At 45.6% G+C, this 16,155-nt stretch carries 11 protein-coding genes; 7 read left to right on the top strand and 4 right to left on the bottom strand.

Annotated elements, in window-relative coordinates; translation table 11 throughout:
- The first annotated feature begins 162 nt into the window (after positions 1-162).
- Positions 163-1,416, top strand: coding sequence for a hypothetical protein (locus LZZ85_RS15760; RefSeq protein WP_237873874.1), 1,254 nt, complete (start codon positions 163-165; stop codon positions 1,414-1,416).
- Positions 1,417-1,521: 105 nt separating this feature from the next.
- Positions 1,522-2,823 carry an MFS transporter gene (locus LZZ85_RS15755; protein WP_237873872.1) on the top strand — a complete coding sequence of 434 codons (1,302 nt, stop codon included), beginning with the start codon at positions 1,522-1,524 and terminating at the stop codon, positions 2,821-2,823.
- A gap of 146 nt (positions 2,824-2,969) precedes the next feature.
- Here LZZ85_RS15755 and LZZ85_RS15750 read toward each other — a convergent pair whose 3' ends face one another.
- A complete protein-coding gene (locus tag LZZ85_RS15750; RefSeq protein ID WP_237873870.1) occupies positions 2,970-4,157 on the bottom strand; it encodes a redoxin domain-containing protein in 1,188 nt (395 codons plus the stop codon).
- Between the two features lie 127 nt (positions 4,158-4,284).
- Between LZZ85_RS15750 and LZZ85_RS15745 the strand changes: the two genes are divergently transcribed.
- From LZZ85_RS15745 to LZZ85_RS15735, 3 genes are all read left to right on the top strand, one after another.
- A complete protein-coding gene (locus tag LZZ85_RS15745) occupies positions 4,285-5,757 on the top strand; it encodes a sensor histidine kinase (RefSeq protein ID WP_237873867.1) in 1,473 nt (490 codons plus the stop codon).
- 1 nt (position 5,758) lies between these two features.
- Positions 5,759-6,448 (top strand): response regulator transcription factor, encoded by a 690-nt coding sequence (locus LZZ85_RS15740; protein WP_237873866.1) that lies wholly within the window; start codon positions 5,759-5,761, stop codon positions 6,446-6,448.
- 182 nt (positions 6,449-6,630) lie between these two features.
- Positions 6,631-9,024 carry a CocE/NonD family hydrolase gene (locus tag LZZ85_RS15735; protein WP_237873864.1) on the top strand — a complete coding sequence of 798 codons (2,394 nt, stop codon included), beginning with the start codon at positions 6,631-6,633 and terminating at the stop codon, positions 9,022-9,024.
- 78 nt (positions 9,025-9,102) lie between these two features.
- Here LZZ85_RS15735 and dgt read toward each other — a convergent pair whose 3' ends face one another.
- The 3 genes from dgt to LZZ85_RS15720 all read right to left on the bottom strand — a co-directional run bounded on the left by dgt (position 9,103) and on the right by LZZ85_RS15720 (position 14,501).
- Positions 9,103-10,461: a dGTP triphosphohydrolase gene (gene dgt / locus LZZ85_RS15730; protein WP_237873862.1), complete on the bottom strand. Its 1,359-nt coding sequence runs from the start codon at positions 10,459-10,461 to the stop codon at positions 9,103-9,105.
- Between the two features lie 111 nt (positions 10,462-10,572).
- Positions 10,573-11,979 (bottom strand): sigma-54-dependent transcriptional regulator, encoded by a 1,407-nt coding sequence (locus LZZ85_RS15725; RefSeq protein WP_237873859.1) that lies wholly within the window; start codon positions 11,977-11,979, stop codon positions 10,573-10,575.
- Positions 11,976-14,501 (bottom strand): tetratricopeptide repeat-containing sensor histidine kinase, encoded by a 2,526-nt coding sequence (locus LZZ85_RS15720; RefSeq protein ID WP_237873857.1) that lies wholly within the window; start codon positions 14,499-14,501, stop codon positions 11,976-11,978. The genes LZZ85_RS15725 and LZZ85_RS15720 overlap by 4 nt, the downstream gene beginning before the upstream one ends.
- Before the next feature lie 325 nt (positions 14,502-14,826).
- Between LZZ85_RS15720 and LZZ85_RS15715 the strand changes: the two genes are divergently transcribed.
- Positions 14,827-15,087, top strand: a complete 261-nt coding sequence (locus LZZ85_RS15715) for a phosphoribosylpyrophosphate synthetase (RefSeq protein WP_237873851.1) — start codon at positions 14,827-14,829, stop codon at positions 15,085-15,087.
- Between the two features lie 55 nt (positions 15,088-15,142).
- Positions 15,143-16,129 (top strand): alpha/beta hydrolase, encoded by a 987-nt coding sequence (locus tag LZZ85_RS15710; protein WP_237873850.1) that lies wholly within the window; start codon positions 15,143-15,145, stop codon positions 16,127-16,129.
- Positions 16,130-16,155: the final 26 nt, after the last annotated feature.

Genomic DNA, 16,155 nt, shown 5'->3' with positions numbered 1-16,155 from the left:
TGTAAGAATAATGAACAGCTGAATGTTGTGAATCTGCCACCTGCCACATCCCGTCCTATACACTTCTTCTCTCAATTCATTCAGATACAATTGTACCTACGAAAAAATTCCTACGATTTTCGGGTTGTTGTTGATCAAATTATTTAACCAAACAACCTTATAATGAAAAAAACATCCGTAGCTCTGTTTGTCTCACTGTTAGCGCTGACCTTCCTTGCATGCAAAAAAGACGGTTCAACTGATCCGGATCAGCCTGGTCCAAATCCGTCAGGAGAGGTTACGTCTGTTGGTACTCCCGACTCAGATCCGATCGTCAGGAAGATCGTTGGTAGTGCAGGAGGATCGGTTACAAGCTTTGACGGGCGTATGAAACTGGTGATTCCGCAGGGCGCACTCAGTAGCGACAAAGAGATCAGCATCAAAACGATCAGCAATCAAAACCCGCTTGGGTTGCAGCAAGCCTATCGCATAGAACCGCATGGCGTTCAGTTTGCAAAACCCGTAAGCATTCAGGTCAGCTATGATGATGATGATCTAAAAAGGACCATACCCGAAGCGCTTGGTATTGCTTACCAGGATTCAAAAGGTGTGTGGCAGGCGCGGGGAGGTACGGAACTCGATAAGGTAAATCACCGCATCACTACCATAACAGATCACTTCAGTGACTGGAGCCTGTTTGAAAGTGTTTATCTGATGGTGGAGCAACCCGTCATACCGGTAAGTGCTGCTACTAAGCTGGAAGTATTTTCAACAGAAGACCTTCTCATCCCTCTTGATTCCGGAAAAGATATTGCCATAGGGAAAAAGCAAACGATGGCTGCAAAGTATGTAAAAGAATGGACCCTTGCCGGTGCCGGTAACCTTACTTCCAATGGGTCTAATGCCATGTACAAGGCACCTGCGGCTATTCCGGCCAGAAACCCCGTTGCAGTAAGTGTCCGGCTTGACCTGAAACAGCGTGGTGTATTTCTTCTAGTCAAAAACATCACCATTCAGCCTGACGATGGCGAGATAGAAGTTAGGGTAAATGGTGGAGAATGGTTCAGGCAAGCAACTTCAGCCGCTACAAAACTGGCCGCAAATTATTATAGCATTGCCGACAGTGATGGGGATGATGTTGGCCGGTTTGTACTCTTGACCTGGCAGGGTGGAGTTGGCACGCATGCATATAAATCTCCTTTTTCGACTGCAGGAACGCATGCACAATATCATATTACGGGAGTCGACAACTACACGTGTATTCTGGCCCAGCCCGATGGACCTGTCGCCAGTGGAGGAGGTGTGACAATTACCAGTATGGGCGAAACTGATGGCTTTGTTAAGGGAAGTTTCAGTATCAATCCGGCGGGATGTGGCCCCAATCTGTTGGGCAGAGCGGTTGTCGAAGGGAAATTCAGGGTGCGGAAAAATTTCTGACCATCCTGCTAAAAGAGATCCGGGTCCTTCCTGGTGCTTCGTACTAACGAATGTGCCAGGAAGGATTTTTTGTTATTTTCATGCCTGACTTTGCTGAACTCTGACATGACTACAGAAAAAATATCCGTCCAGCGTCTCAAAGCCATTATCGGCGGTTCCATCGGAAACCTTGTTGAGTGGTACGATTGGTATGCCTATTCCGCATTCGCACTTTATTTTTCATCCTCCTTTTTTCCAAAAGGAGATGCAACGGCGCAACTGCTGAATACAGCCGGAGTCTTTGCTCTTGGGTTTCTAATGCGCCCGATTGGAGGTTGGATATTTGGTCATGTTGCAGACAGGCTTGGCAGAAAGAAAGCAATGACATGGTCAGTATTACTGATGTCATTCGGTTCACTGCTGATCGCGTTAACACCAACCTATGCTACGATCGGGCTGGCTGCGCCTGTTATTTTACTGATGGCAAGATTACTGCAGGGGCTGAGTGTTGGAGGAGAATATGGTGTGTCTGCTACTTATCTGAGTGAAATGGCTACGCGTAGCAGGAGAGGCTTCTATTCGAGCTTCCAGTATGTGACATTGATCGGAGGGCAGTTGATCGCGTTGGGCATACAGTTGATATTGCAAAAACTCCTGCTGACCGAACAGCAATTACACGACTGGGGCTGGCGGATCCCGTTTGTGATCGGAGCGATCCTTTCCGTGATCGCGCTATACCTGCGCAGTAACCTGCATGAAACTCCATCATTCGAATCAAATGCCAATAAGAAGCTGCAAAAGAAGGGAACGATCAGCGAATTGATGAAACATCCGAAAGCCGTACTGACAGTGGCCGGATTGACGCTGGGAGGGACACTTGCATTTTACACCTACACGACTTATATGCAGAAGTTTCTCGTGAACACCGTTCACCTGTCAAAAGAACAATCGACGCTGCTTTCTTTTGTTACGCTTTTATTATTCGCCGCGCTGCAACCCGTCTTTGGTTCTTTATCAGATAGGATCGGAAGAAAACCTTTGTTGATCGGTTTCGGAGTACTCGGCGTCCTGTTCACCGTTCCGTTATTAACCACACTGAGTAATACACAATCGATGATTACAGCTTTCTTTTTACTGATGGCTGCACTCATTATCGTAAGCGGGTATACCAGCATCAACGCAGTTGTTAAAGCAGAGCTCTTCCCTGCAGAGGTAAGGGCTTTAGGAGTGGGATTACCTTATGCATTGACTGTTGCCATCTTTGGCGGAACTGCGGAATATATAGCACTCTGGCTAAAGGAGATCGGCCATGAAAGCTGGTTTTATTGGTATGTGACGGTTTGTGTCGCGATCTCCCTGACTATTTATCTTTTTATGAGAGACACGAAGAAGACTTCAAAATTGAACCTCGAGGAGAGGCAGGATTGATGAGTTCCGTGTTTTAAGATTGGCCATAACTGATACAGTCCGGCGTGGTAGCAATGCAATGAACGCAGCGGTAAAACACATGGAACTGTTTTCGCTGCGCCCATTGCTGTTCTTTGCGCTCTTCGTTGCTACTACGCAGATCTGTTCTATTTCTTCTTCAACACCAGCATTTCTACCTCTCGCTCTGCCGTTTCCAAATACAGGCCTGACTTTGCGAGTTCATCTTTGAAACTGTCTTTCTTCTCCGGTTGAAATTGTATAAACAGATCAAAGCGTCCAGCGATCCCGGTTTCATTCACCACCTTCCCGTTATATAATCCAAAGCTTTCTATGTAGTCCGCCAGTGCGTCCAGCTTCACGCCATTTCCTTCAAAATGTGCCCCGCCTCCGCCGTAAAGATCATTGTTTTCCTTTGAAGGCTTCAGAAAGCTGATCGCATCTTTCTTTGCTTTTAATACGAGAACTTTTCTCTTTCTCTTTTCCAGGGAAACTTCAACATCTATGAAATTTCTTTTCAGTTCTTCCTGGATGAAAGCCATCAGTTTTTTTTGATCAGGTTCTTCTATCCAGGCATCGAGGCAGTATTTTTCTTCATCTGCATATTTTCTTTTTACAGTGTCATACTCATTGATCACCGATGAATAGTTCTTATTATAAGCAAGCCTGAACAAACCCTCAATCGGCATATTCACGATAGTAAAGCGTCTGTTTTTATAGGAGCCGTCCATATAGTTTTTGGACATTGTGCCGGTTCCTTCCACTGCTGGCAGCAAAGAGAACTGGCGGGGCCTGGTGGAGTCTGCTGTGAAATAAGTATTGATGTCAAATCCGATCTTATCTTTTTTATATGGCAGGTTTACATTCACTCCTTTTAATGCAACTTTTAAAACATCCAGCGTGATGTTGGAGGCGTTTGTGATTGCATAGACCTTCCCTTCAGGGCCTATCAGCACGGTGTGGGGGATCGTGTGGTGCGGAAAATATTTGCGGAAATCGCCCGCCGTGTCACTGGCAAGGGTCAGCGTTGTCGGCCTTGCTTTCATGAACTTGCGTAACCTTTCTTCAGGCTCGTCTGAGATGGCAATCACTTCGATTTTATCGCCCAGCGCTTTTTTGTAATCCTCCAGTTCTTTCATGGCTGTGATACACGGGCTGCACCAGGTTGCCCAGAAATCGATCACCAGCAGCTTCCCCTTATAGGAACTTGTTTTGCTGATAGTGCCATCCAGTGTGCGCGGTAGCGCGATATCCGGCATTTGATCCTGCGGGACCAGTTCCTGTGTGTTACCGGCCAGGCTGCAGATCAGCAAAAGGGAGAGAAATTGTTTTTTCATGGTTTTACTTTTTTAGAACACAAACATACCGGCCCGGGCCCGGGAAAACAGTTAAGCGGTTCGAATCATTGTTAATGTTTGTTAACCGGGTTTCCGGTTTATAGTCAAAGCGGATATTTTTGTTGGTATGAACAATCGCCTCCGGCAGCTTTTTCTTTTGGCAGTAGTATCGGCTGCAGGCTTGCTTTGCCTGCAGGTGTACTGGATCTATAAAGAATGGATCCGGTCAGGAGATCTTCTGCAGCGGGAGGTAGATTATTCTTTCCAGCAAGCCGTAGACAAGGAATGGGAACGGCGAAAAGATACGTTAACATCTTACCTCAGCGATTTTTTACATGACACCAACTTCGTAAAATTCGGCACACGGTTCAATGAAAGAGAAAAGGTCTGGATGACCACTCTGTATGATCCGGCGAACCCCAAAGATTATTTTACCTGGTCAAATAAACTATACCCTGTGTCGGAGCATTTGTCCAATGAAGAACGTGAGGGAGTGATCAATCGCTTTATACAGGAAAACCTAAGAAAGAGCATTGCGACGGATGTTATCTTTTTTTATACGCAGCGTTTTGGGAAGATCTGGACGAAAAAACATGATGACCTTGCACTGGATACTTCTCTGCTGAACAGACTATTCCAGGAAGAACTCGGGCAGAATAAAATCGACGCAGGGTTTTCTATTGTCTATATAGACACGATCCGTAACGAACTGTATGACAGGAAAGGAAAATCGTTGCACAGTAAACCGGTTCTTGTCCATTTAAAGCAAATCAATGATCCGGAGAGAAGGTACGTTTCTCAGGCGAACGTTTACGATCCCGGCATTGTTATTCTAAAACGCCTGTGGCTCATAGGAGCGGGGTCTCTGGCATTGCTGGGGCTGACCTTCTGGTGTCTGTATCGTATGTTCAAAACAATCATCCGGCAGAAACAACTGGATGAGTTAAAAGATGATTTTATCAGCAATATGACGCATGAACTCAAAACACCGATCGCGACCGTTGGCGCGGCAATCGATGGGTTGCAGTTCTATGACGCGTTGAATGATAAAGAACGAACCAAACGTTACCTGGAGATATCCCGGAAGGAGTTGAACCGCCTCGACGGAATGGTTTCGAAAGCATTGGAGTTATCCATCGAGCAGAATATTTCCGGAGTTCTTATGAAAGAGAAGTTCTTACTCAGGCCATTTGTTGAACAGTTACTTTCTTCATTTGACGTGCAATCAGGTTTCAGTTGGCAGCTCTCGATCGATGAAGATCTGAAGGTCTATGCTGATAAAGAAAAGCTTTCTTCTTTGTTCCAGAACCTGATAGAGAATGCCATCAAATATGGTGGAAAAAATACGCTGATGCATTTTGAAGCTGAAAGAGAAGGAGACCTGCTCAGGATCGTAATTCGTGATAACGGCCCGGGAATAGACAAAGCTTATCTTCCTTATATATTCAATAAGTTCTATCGTGTGCCCGGAGCAGGTGAGGTGAAAGGGTTTGGCCTGGGATTGTACAGGGTCGCCGGCATTGTCAAAGCACATAACGGAACGGTGATGGTTGAAAGCAAAGAAGGACTTAGTTTCGTGATCAGTTTACCGATATCATAATTTGGCCAACAGCATTTCCATATTATTAGTGGAGGACGAGCAGTCGCTCGGTTCTATCATTGCAGAAAACCTCGGGGCCGCCGGATTTCAGGTTACCCATGTCATGAGCGGGGAGCAGGCGCTTGAACTATTGAAAAAGAACGAATTTACTCTTCTTATTTTTGATGTGATGATGCCGGGGATCGATGGGTTTGAACTTGCCCGGACCGTCCGGCAAAGTGATCAAACTGTGCCGATCATTTTTCTCACCAGCAAAACAATGCCGCAGGATGTCGTGGAAGGGTTCGAAAGCGGAGGTAACGACTATCTCAGGAAGCCATTTGCCATGCAGGAGCTGGTGATCCGCATCAAGGTGCTGGTAAGTGAGGGGCGCTTACTGAAAAAAGATACAACGCCCGCGAAAGTTTCCATTGGTCAGTATCAATTTGACTCGGTTAAGCAGCAACTCATCTTCAATCTTCGCGTTCAGACATTAACTGCCAGGGAAGCCGAATTACTTTGGCTACTGTACAAGAATCATCAACAACTTAGCAGTAAGAAAACGATCCTGGAGGCCATCTGGGGTGATGATAATTTTTTCAATTCACGCACGCTGGATGTATTCATCACGAAGCTCCGTAAACTTCTCCAGGAAGACCCGGGGGTACAGATCATTAATGTACGCGGAATGGGATACAAACTGGTTTGGTAAGACATTCGCAGGACATGGAGGAAGAAGATTCAAAAGCATCTCATTATCTGAGAGGGGTTTCCGGCATGTCGCGCCATGGTTCAACGTTTTTTTACCTCTGTCCGGTTATCATTTTGCCCAGTTCATACACTAAGGTCTTTGCTCCATAGATGTCATTCGTACTTTACGGAAATTTCCGCTGTATGAGATTGCATTCCGTTCTGGCCATAATATATTGCTACTTCAGTGTTTCCGTTTCTGCTCAGCAAAATTGGAGCAGTATTCAACAGCCTGTCCCGGTAAAAGATTATGCCGGAAAAAAATTTAAGTTCTCCCTGACTGCCAGAACGGATGGTTCTTCCGACGTGGTTACCCTGGTAGGTGCACAGGTCACCAGGAAAAATGGCGAATGGGGATATTTCAACAGCGGTGTAGAAATGCCGGTAACCGATAGCAGTTGGACAAGCCGCTCTATTGAAGGAGTGATCGATGCCGATGCGGAAACCCTGAACCTGGTAATTGTTTGTATGGGAAACGGGGCGGGTTATTATGACAATGCGAAACTACAGATTGAAGAAACTCCCGGGTTGTGGAAACAAATCCTGTTAACCAATGCAGGTTTTGAAGAATCTCCTTCACCGGGCAAACTTCCCGCCGGATGGATTGTTGGTCGCGCTTCTTCACAATTCACCTTCCACACGGTCAGTGGGAATGCACCGGAAGGGAAATCTATATTAAGTATAACGGGAATAGGAAATGTTGATCTTGCTGGTGTCACCTTTATGCGTAAATCTGCCTATGCAAAGCAGCATTACGTCAAAAAGGAGTTTTATGTGCCTATGCGGGATGGGGTAAAATTGTTTACAGCCGTCTATATTCCTAAGGCAGCTTCTTCTGATCAGAAGTTTCCTTTTATGCTACACCGGACACCCTACGGCATCGGACCTTACGGAACTGATATGTATCCCTTTAATATGGCGCCCGGAAATGCAATGATGGAAGAAGGATACATTTTTGTGCACCAGGATGTTCGTGGCAGATTCAAGAGTGAAGGTATCTGGCAGAACATGACGCCCCATATCCCGGTCAAAAGTTCTCAAAACGATGTGGATGAAAGCACAGATACCTGGGATACGATCGACTGGCTATTGAAAAATATCCAGCATAATAACGGAAAAGCGGGACAGTGGGGCATTTCCTATCCCGGATTTTACGCAGCTGCCGGATCAATTGATGCTCATCCTGCACTGAAAGCGGTCTCTCCCCAGGCTCCTGTTGCCGACTTTTTCTTTGATGATTTTCATCATAATGGAGCCTTCGTTCAGGCTTATTTCCCGTTCTTTCCCCTGGTTGGGTCAACAAGAAAAGAACCGACAGATCATCCCTGGTTCCAGGACCTGCAAAGAAATACAGATGACAGTTATGACTTTTTCAAAAGGATGGGAACTGTCAAACAAGCTGCGGACAGTTTACTCAAAGAAAATATTCTTTGGAAGCAGATGACCTCGCATCCTGACTATGATACATTCTGGAAAAAAAGGAGGATCACTGATCATTATAAAAACCTGAAGCCGGCTTATCTGATCGTTGGCGGATGGTATGACGCGGAAGACCTGTATGGAACGCTGGCTACCTACAAAGGGATAGAGCAAAACAATAAGGGAATTTTCAATTCGATCGTCATGGGACCGTTTGGTCATGGAGATTGGGCGAAAGACGAACAGCATACTATGCAGCATCAGATCTATTATGGAGATAGCATATCTGGATTTTATCAACGGAATATCGAAGCGAAATTCTTTCATCACTATTTAAAAACAGGTGAGCAAAAAGCCGTTGATCTTCCCGAAGCTTACATGTTTGATACGGGAGTAAAAGAATGGAAAACTTTTTCATCCTGGCCTGCTGTTCAGGTGACGAAGAAGAAGTTGCATTTAGGTAAAGACGGATTGATATCGCTGAATCCTTCTACTGCAAACGGATTTTCGGAATACATAAGTGATCCGGCGAAACCGGTTCCGTATACAATGGATGTGCCTGGTTCATTTGGGATAACGCCACGCAATTACATGAACGAAGATCAGCGATTTGCAGCCAGCCGTCCTGATGTGATCGTATTTGAAACACCTGTTCTGGAAAATGATCTCACACTGGGTGGTGAAATAACCGTAAACCTGCAGGCAAGTACGACGGGAACGGATGCTGATTGGGTAGTTAAACTCATCGATGTTTATCCGCCGGGTGAACAGAATACGCCGTATACGCCCAGGAATGTTTCCCTCGGTGGCTATCAGCAATTGGTGCGGGGTGATGTAATGCGTAGCCGCTGGCGTAACTCGTTTGAAAGACCGGAGCCTGTGATCGCGGGTAAGCCAACAAAGGTTACATTCAAACTGCAGGATGTCTTACATACATTTAAAAAAGGACATCGCGTGATGGTGCAGGTACAAAGCACCTGGTTCCCGCTGATAGATATTAACCCGCAGAAATTTGTTCCAAATATTTACAAAGCGGAAAAGAAAGATTTTATCAAAGCGGTACAGCGGGTTCATTATGGATCTCAGGGAAGTTTTATAGAGGTGGACGTGTTGCAATAATATTCAAAGGCACCGGTGCGTGTCTCGAGTACCAGTGCCTTTGAAATGTTATTCGTCAGACATGTCTAAGAATGTGCACTACACAGTCATCCCGATCTCGATCCCTTTTATTTTCCTGTAAAGATCCGTTGCATAGTTATCCGTCATTCCAGACACATAATCCAACACACCCATTACCTTTTCGTAATTGGTTCCCTCATTATAACGGAACTGTTCCGGTATCAGCTTTACCGCCTTGTCCTGTGATTTCGTTATCGCCTCCGGGGAAGCGAGCACCGGTGGGATAAAATGCGATAACAATTCAGACATTACGTTATAACCGGCATTTTCTATCTCCACCACGGAACGGTGATTATAGATGAACCGGATAGAGAACTCGACAATATCTTTCAGTGCCTTGCATTCGTCTCCGATCATATCCATAATGGAACGGTCATGTTCGCCGGTAAGGATCTTTTCAAAGTTCTCTTTGTAGAGCTCAGTTGACCTCATCGTTAATGCATGGATCGATTTGGCTCTGAGAAAACCGATCTTTTCGTTCTTATCACCAATCTTTGTCAGCTGATCTTTTGTTCTGTTGATATCGCCCTTTCCCACGCATGCGATCAGATTTACAAGGAGGTCAATACACGCAGTATGCTCGATGATCGACAATCGATGGGCATCTTCCAGATCGATGATCGTATAACAGATGTCGTCAGCGGCTTCTACCAGCCATACAAAAGGATGACGTTTATAAATGACCGGTGATTGACTCTCACGGATCATACATGTATTTCGTGCGATTTCTTCGAAGGCTGCTGTTTCAGAACGGAAGAACCCAAACTTCTTACGGTGAAGAACTCCTTTTTTCTTTGCAGAGGATTCACATGGATATTTTGCAATGGCTGCAAGTGTTGAAGTGGTCAGGTTGAAACTGCCGCCACTTTTACCGGTCTGCTGCTGAGTCAGGATCCTGATCGCATTTGCGTTTCCTTCAAAATTCAGAAAATCATCCCATTCCCCCGGTTCAAATTGAGCGCTCAGGAAAGTACTGTTTTTTACAAAATAAGACGCGATCGCATCTTCCCCGGAATGACCAAATGCCGGATTGCCAATATCATGACAAAGCGCTGCCGCCGCCACAACATTGTACAGATTGTATTTATAAAACTCAATGCTTTCGGGTGTGAGCGAAGGCTTGTATGCTTCTGCGATAAATTCTCCGGCCAGTGTGCCGAGGGAGCGGCCAACAGAGGCCACCTCCAGCGAATGTGTCAGCCGGTTGTGAACGAATACACTGCCCGGCAGCGGAAATACCTGTGTTTTGTTTTGCAGCCTTCTGAATGACGACGAAAAGATGATCCGGTCAAAATCACGTTGAAATACAGTGCGGTGATCCTGGTTGGGAGCGTTGTAGCCAAGGCGGCTGGCTGAGTAAATTTTATTGAGATCCATTTGTATTAATACGAATAGCTGCAAAGGTAGCAGATTTCAGTAGGAGAACCTCTTTGCTGCACGCGGAAGCCCGGGCGTAGGGGCAGGAGACGGGATGGTCCATCATGATCCTTACTCCCCCTTCTCCCTCCTGAGCACGATCTCCTTCGAGATCCCCAGTTTCTTTATCCTCGAATTCAGTGTACTTACGTTCACATCAAGGATTTCAGCAGCCCCGCCGCGACCGGCAATTTTCCAGTTGCAGCTCTCCAGCACTGAAATGATATGACTCCGCTCATTCTCTGTCATCGTTTTTATTTTCGTTTGGGCGGCCGACACAGATGTTTTTGCTTTTTGCGCCACCTGCCAGTGCAGGCTTTCGATCTGAGATCCCTCTGCCAGTAAAACGGCTCGCTCGATCAGGTTTTGCAACTCACGTACATTCCCCGGCCAGTTATGTTGGACCAGCGCATCCTCTACCCTTGGAGCGAACCTGCTGATCAGTTTTCCCTGGGCAGCAGCATGAAGCTTCAGAAAATGATGCGCCAGCGGGAGAATGTCTTCCTTCCTTTCGCGTAAAGGCGGCAACTCAAGCGGAAAAACATTCAGCCTGTAATAAAGATCAACACGGAAATTATTGGACGCTACTTCTTCCTCCAGATTACGATTTGTTGCCGCAACCACACGCACATTTACTTTCCTTGTTTCCCCGCCAACACTTTCAATCTCCTTTTCCTGTAATACGCGCAGAAACTTTGCCTGTACATCCATCGGCAACTCTCCGATCTCATCTAAAAAGATAGTGCCTTCATTTGCCTGTTCAAACTTGCCGATCCGTTTGGATGTAGCGCCGGTGAAAGCGCCTTTTTCATGTCCGAATAATTCCGACTCGATCAGGTTAGCCGGTAATGCGGCACAATTCACAACGACCAGCGGCTTGTGTTTACGCGCGGAATTTTCGTGGATAGCTTTTGCAACAAGCTCCTTGCCTGTACCATTTTCACCAAGTATCAACACAGAAGTATTCGATTGACTAACGATCCTGATATTCTTTAATAGTTCCTTTATTCCTGCACTGTCTCCAATGATCGTGGTGATCTCTTCCTGTTTTGGGATCTGCTTTAACACCATATCAGGCTCCGCAGAATCCATTCTTTTCTTTTCCTGTCTTTGCTGGTACAGATACCAGGCAACATCCAGCATTACCAGCACATCTTTTTTTCGGAAAGGTTTTACCAGGAAGCCGTAAGGCTGCGTTGCTTTGGCGGCATCCAGCACCTCTTTATTGGAATTGGCGGAGATGTATACAAAGGGAATATTCCGGTTTTCGAGTGTTTTGGCAAGATCAATGCCTGTCAGATCACCCTGAAGAAAAATATCAAGTAGAACCAGGTCCGGCCGTTCTTTTTCGACAATTGATATTGCGATCGGCACTGACCTGGCAATAGAGCAAACTTCATAGCCTGCGCTTTTCAGAATAAGCTTGAGGTTGTTAGCCTCAATGAACTGATCTTCTACGATAAGTAATCTGGTGCTCATAGCAATGTGTGTGATTCTTTGAGTTGATAGCGACGATTTGCCGGGCCTTCCGGCGAATCAAATCTGAAGGTAAGCGTGATTTTTGTACCATCCGCATTTTCAAATTCAATTTTTCCGTTGAGATCCTCACTTAGCCCTTTAATAAGCTCTACTCCAAGAGAGTTTAATTTTCTTTCCTTTATATCATTCGGAATGCCAATTCCATTATCTGAAACCACCAATTCAACTTCCTCCTGATTTAACCGCAGGCTGATCCGGATCTTTCCCTTCCGGCTGCCTGGAAAAGCATATTTAATGGAATTGGTAACAGCTTCATTCAGGATCAGCGCAACAGGAATGGCCTTCGATGGTTCAAGCTCAACCGGATCGATATTGAGTTCGAAAACAATTCCCTGTGAAAGGTCAAAACTATCTTTAAGATAACAGATGAACTCGGGCAGATACTGGTGCATCGCAATACTCTGCAAATTATCAGTCTGATAAAGTTTCTGATGTATGAGCGACATTGCATAAACACGGTGCTGACTGTTCTCGATCGCTTTCAGCGCATCGTTCTGAAGAAATGTAGCCTGAGATTCAAGCAGGCAGATGATAGTATGCAGATTGTTTTTTACGCGGTGATGTACTTCTTTCAGCAACCACTCTTTTTCCTTCAGTACATGATGCAGCTGATCATTTTTAGATACGATCAGCGTATTTGCCTTTCGCTTTTGTCTGTATTGCCGGTAAGCTAACGCTCCAAGCATCAGGAAGATGAATGCGGCACCAAGCGTAATATTACGGATGAATTTTTCCTGTTGCAGGTTGGCCTGGCGGAGTTTTTCATTCTGCTCGAATGCTCTTATCTGTGCATCTTTTGCTTCAATGTCCAATTCCTTTTTTTTGGTTTCGAACGACACCTGCAAATTCAGCACCTGTTTTGTTTTATTAACATCAAAGATGGAATCTTTCAATTGAACAAATCGCTGGTAGCTATGAAGAGCAGTAGCATAATCCCCATTTGCCGAATCCACTTTGTATTGCAAGCGCCACAGATTTCTGATCAGCCCTTGTGTGTAGAATTGATTTGCCGAAAAGGAAGCAGTGTTCAGCGCTTTGGGAATATAATTCGACGCCGCTTTGAACCGGCCGCGCGATACATAAAAATCAGCTATCTTATGATAGGCTTCCGCCCCGGTGATATATACGGGTAGTACGATGACTTCGCGGCTTTTCAACTTCTGTGCCTCATCATCCAGCTTCATCATTTCGAGATAATAACGTTCTGCCTTCAGATCGTCTCTCATCGCCGCGTAACAGTCTCCTTTCGCTGCGGCTATCGATTCCCTGTCGGCCGGGCTTACCGGCGGATATTTTTTTTCGAACCCGTTTATGAAGTTTATTCCTTCAGCTGGCTTTTTCAGATGAACATATTGCTCGGCGATTTTTCTGGCAACATAGAATCGCCAGAGTTTGGTGCCTTCGGTCTTTTGAAGATGCATGAGGCTTTTTTGATGATCTCCATTCTCGCTGTAAATGGTGCCAAGGATGACATTGACAACAACATCTTCTTTGCCACCCATCTCACGGAAGTTCTTTTCTGCATCGAGTGTGTACTCGAGTGATTCATCAAAATTTCCCTGTGCGTAGGCGATCCAGGCGAGCGACCGTGTATCATTGAATGTCTTTTTGATCTTTGCAAACTTGCGGAGCTGCAATGATTCAAGATGTATCTTTTTTGCTGTATCAAAGGCTGCGTGATAAATATAGACGCCTCCCATATTGCCTAAGGTTTCAATCACCTTGACCGTATCTTTTAATGCTCTGTATATTTTATTGGCATTGCCGTGAGCTTCTATCTGATCCGCAAGTGTGCTGTCTGTGTCGGGCATGTATAATCCAAGTTCCGACCAGATATTCGCTTCAGCCGCGCTGTCTTTGTTTCGCTGATGGTCAGCAATGATCTGATGAAAAGAGTTTTTTGCTTTAGCAAATTCGCCGGCCGAGAAATAATATTTTCCCATTGCGATCAGGCTTTCATGTTTCCATCTATCAGATCTGACGGAATTGGCCAGGGTCAATGCACGTGTAAAGTATTTATAAGCCGAGTCAAGATCATGCTTTTCCAATGCAGGGCGGAAAAGGAAATTTTCTCCGATGACAATATGCAGGCGGGACTGTTGATCTGTTGAAAGATTCGAAAGGAGCCCTCTGGCTTTATCGAACATTTTATTACGCACATATATGCGGCATAAATTGTATGTGCCTTCATTATAACCCTTGTCAAATTTCAACCGCCGGGCGAGTTGCCTCGCGTTTTCTGCGTAGAAGATGATACTGTCATTAGCTCGTGCGGTACGCCAGTAATAATCGGCTAACTCTACCAGCAGGTATACTTTGTTGGTATCATCTTTCGATTCTCCCAGCTCTTTCATTAACACCGCAAATCGTGTCTCTGCATTTTGTTCCGGTCGCTTCTTTTGCGCTTGCGCTGATAAGACGTACAGGAGTAAGAACAGCGACAGGCATATTTTCTTTTTCATGTGCGTAGCATTTTTCTCACACAACACAAATGATCCAGGAAAAACAGGTGATTGAACTTTTGAACACGGGGTGATGGTTGCAGTTCCTGTTATTGACTGTGCTGTTTTGTTTGATAAGTTGGCGTGGCTAAATGTACGACCCGTTTGACCATATTCTCTAAAGAAATATGATTTCATGTGCTGCTCACGAAATAGCAACAGGTTTTTCGCGGATCCATTAAATATCGTTACCTCCATAAGCGATGTTCTTGTGTAATTGTATGAAAAATAGATGATTATAACGTGGCATGCTACTTGGCTGGGCTTGACTACCAAAAGACAAGGCATGAAGAATTACGGATCAGTGCAAGACGCCATCAGCGACCTGGAGAACAGGGGATACACAGAAAGCTTTGAAGAAGATGAGCATTGTCTTTATTGCCAGGATCTCCGTTTGAGACTCGCTCCGGAAGAATTTAAAGTGGATGAAGTATACCATTTTGGTACAAAGGCGGGAGAAGAAGCTGGCTGCCTGTTGTATGCCATCTCATCTTCTGAAGGCTTGAAGGGAGTCCTGCTTGCTGAACCGGGGAGGGAGCAAGGGTGAACAGAGAATGTTTATAAGAAACTAAGACGATCATTTATCAATAAAACCAAAAACAATGACACAATCGACAGGAGATGTAAAGCCGGAGGATGATCCGCGGATCTACAGGAATATCAGAACATTTTTGAAAGCGCTTAATTCTGCAGGAGGAACGCCCATCGAAGAGCTGAGCCCGGAGGATGCACGGGAGGTGCTGGCCGGGGCGCAGCGTTCCGTGGAAGTGAATCTTTCCGGTGTTGAAGAATCTGAGCGCACTATCACGCAAGATGGACAAACGGTCAACATTCACATCGTTAAGCCCGTTGATGCAAAACCGTCAAGCCCGGTTTTTATATTTATTCATGGAGGAGGATGGGTGCTTGGCGACTATCCTACACATCGCCGGCTTGTAAGAGACCTGGTGTTTGCAAGCGGGGCTGTCGCTGTATTTCCTGATTATACGCCTTCTCCTGAAGCGCAATATCCTGTTGCGATCAACCAGATCTATGCTGCAACGAAATGGGTAGCCGAGCATGGCGAAGAGATAGGCGTCAATCCGAAAAAGCTGGCGGTGGTAGGTAATAGTGTTGGCGGGAACATGACCGCTGCCGTGGGACTTATGGCGAAGGATAAAGGCGGCCCTGAGATCAAATTACTCGTAATGCTCTGGCCGGTTACCAATGCAGATTTTGAAACAGGTTCTTACCATCAGTTTGGAGAAGGAAGATTCCTTTCAAAAAAAATGATGATCTGGTTTTGGGATAACTATCTCCCTGATCTCAGTAAAAGAAAAGAGATCTATGCCTCGCCGCTGGAGGCATCGCTTGAGCAATTGAAAGGGCTTCCTCCCGTAATTATTCAAACAGCAGAGAATGATGTATTGCGGGATGAAGGTGAAGCCTTCGCTCACAAACTGGATGAAGCAGGGGTGGCTGTATCACTGACCCGCCACGGAGGGATGATCCACGATTATGGCCTACTCAACCCGATCACGATGATGCCTGCCATCAGAGTGGCGATCTTCCAGGCGGCAGCTTCTATTAAAAGAGTCATGCAGGATTAAGTACAGGAATAACCCAACACTCAACA

It is taken from the genome of Terrimonas ginsenosidimutans, assembly GCF_022012415.1.
In the GTDB taxonomy this organism is placed as follows: Bacteria; Bacteroidota; Bacteroidia; order Chitinophagales; family Chitinophagaceae; genus Terrimonas_A; species Terrimonas_A ginsenosidimutans.
The sequence above is the reverse complement of the archived record's forward strand: the minus strand, read 5'-3'. Positions and strand labels throughout refer to the sequence as shown.

Bases quoted from the DNA above. Each gene is read 5' to 3' on its own strand.
- LZZ85_RS15745 (WP_237873867.1), top strand. From the start codon at position 4,285: ATGAACAATCGCCTCCGGCAGCTTTTTCTTTTGGCAGTAGTATCGGCT.
- LZZ85_RS15760 (WP_237873874.1), top strand. From the start codon at position 163: ATGAAAAAAACATCCGTAGCTCTGTTTGTCTCACTGTTAGCGCTGACC.
- LZZ85_RS15755 (WP_237873872.1), top strand. From the start codon at position 1,522: ATGACTACAGAAAAAATATCCGTCCAGCGTCTCAAAGCCATTATCGGC.
- LZZ85_RS15710 (WP_237873850.1), top strand. From the start codon at position 15,143: ATGACACAATCGACAGGAGATGTAAAGCCGGAGGATGATCCGCGGATC.
- LZZ85_RS15720 (WP_237873857.1), bottom strand. From the start codon at position 14,501: ATGAAAAAGAAAATATGCCTGTCGCTGTTCTTACTCCTGTACGTCTTA.
- LZZ85_RS15725 (WP_237873859.1), bottom strand. From the start codon at position 11,979: ATGAGCACCAGATTACTTATCGTAGAAGATCAGTTCATTGAGGCTAAC.
- dgt (WP_237873862.1), bottom strand. From the start codon at position 10,461: ATGGATCTCAATAAAATTTACTCAGCCAGCCGCCTTGGCTACAACGCT.
- LZZ85_RS15750 (WP_237873870.1), bottom strand. From the start codon at position 4,157: ATGAAAAAACAATTTCTCTCCCTTTTGCTGATCTGCAGCCTGGCCGGT.
- LZZ85_RS15735 (WP_237873864.1), top strand. From the start codon at position 6,631: ATGAGATTGCATTCCGTTCTGGCCATAATATATTGCTACTTCAGTGTT.
- LZZ85_RS15715 (WP_237873851.1), top strand. From the start codon at position 14,827: ATGAAGAATTACGGATCAGTGCAAGACGCCATCAGCGACCTGGAGAAC.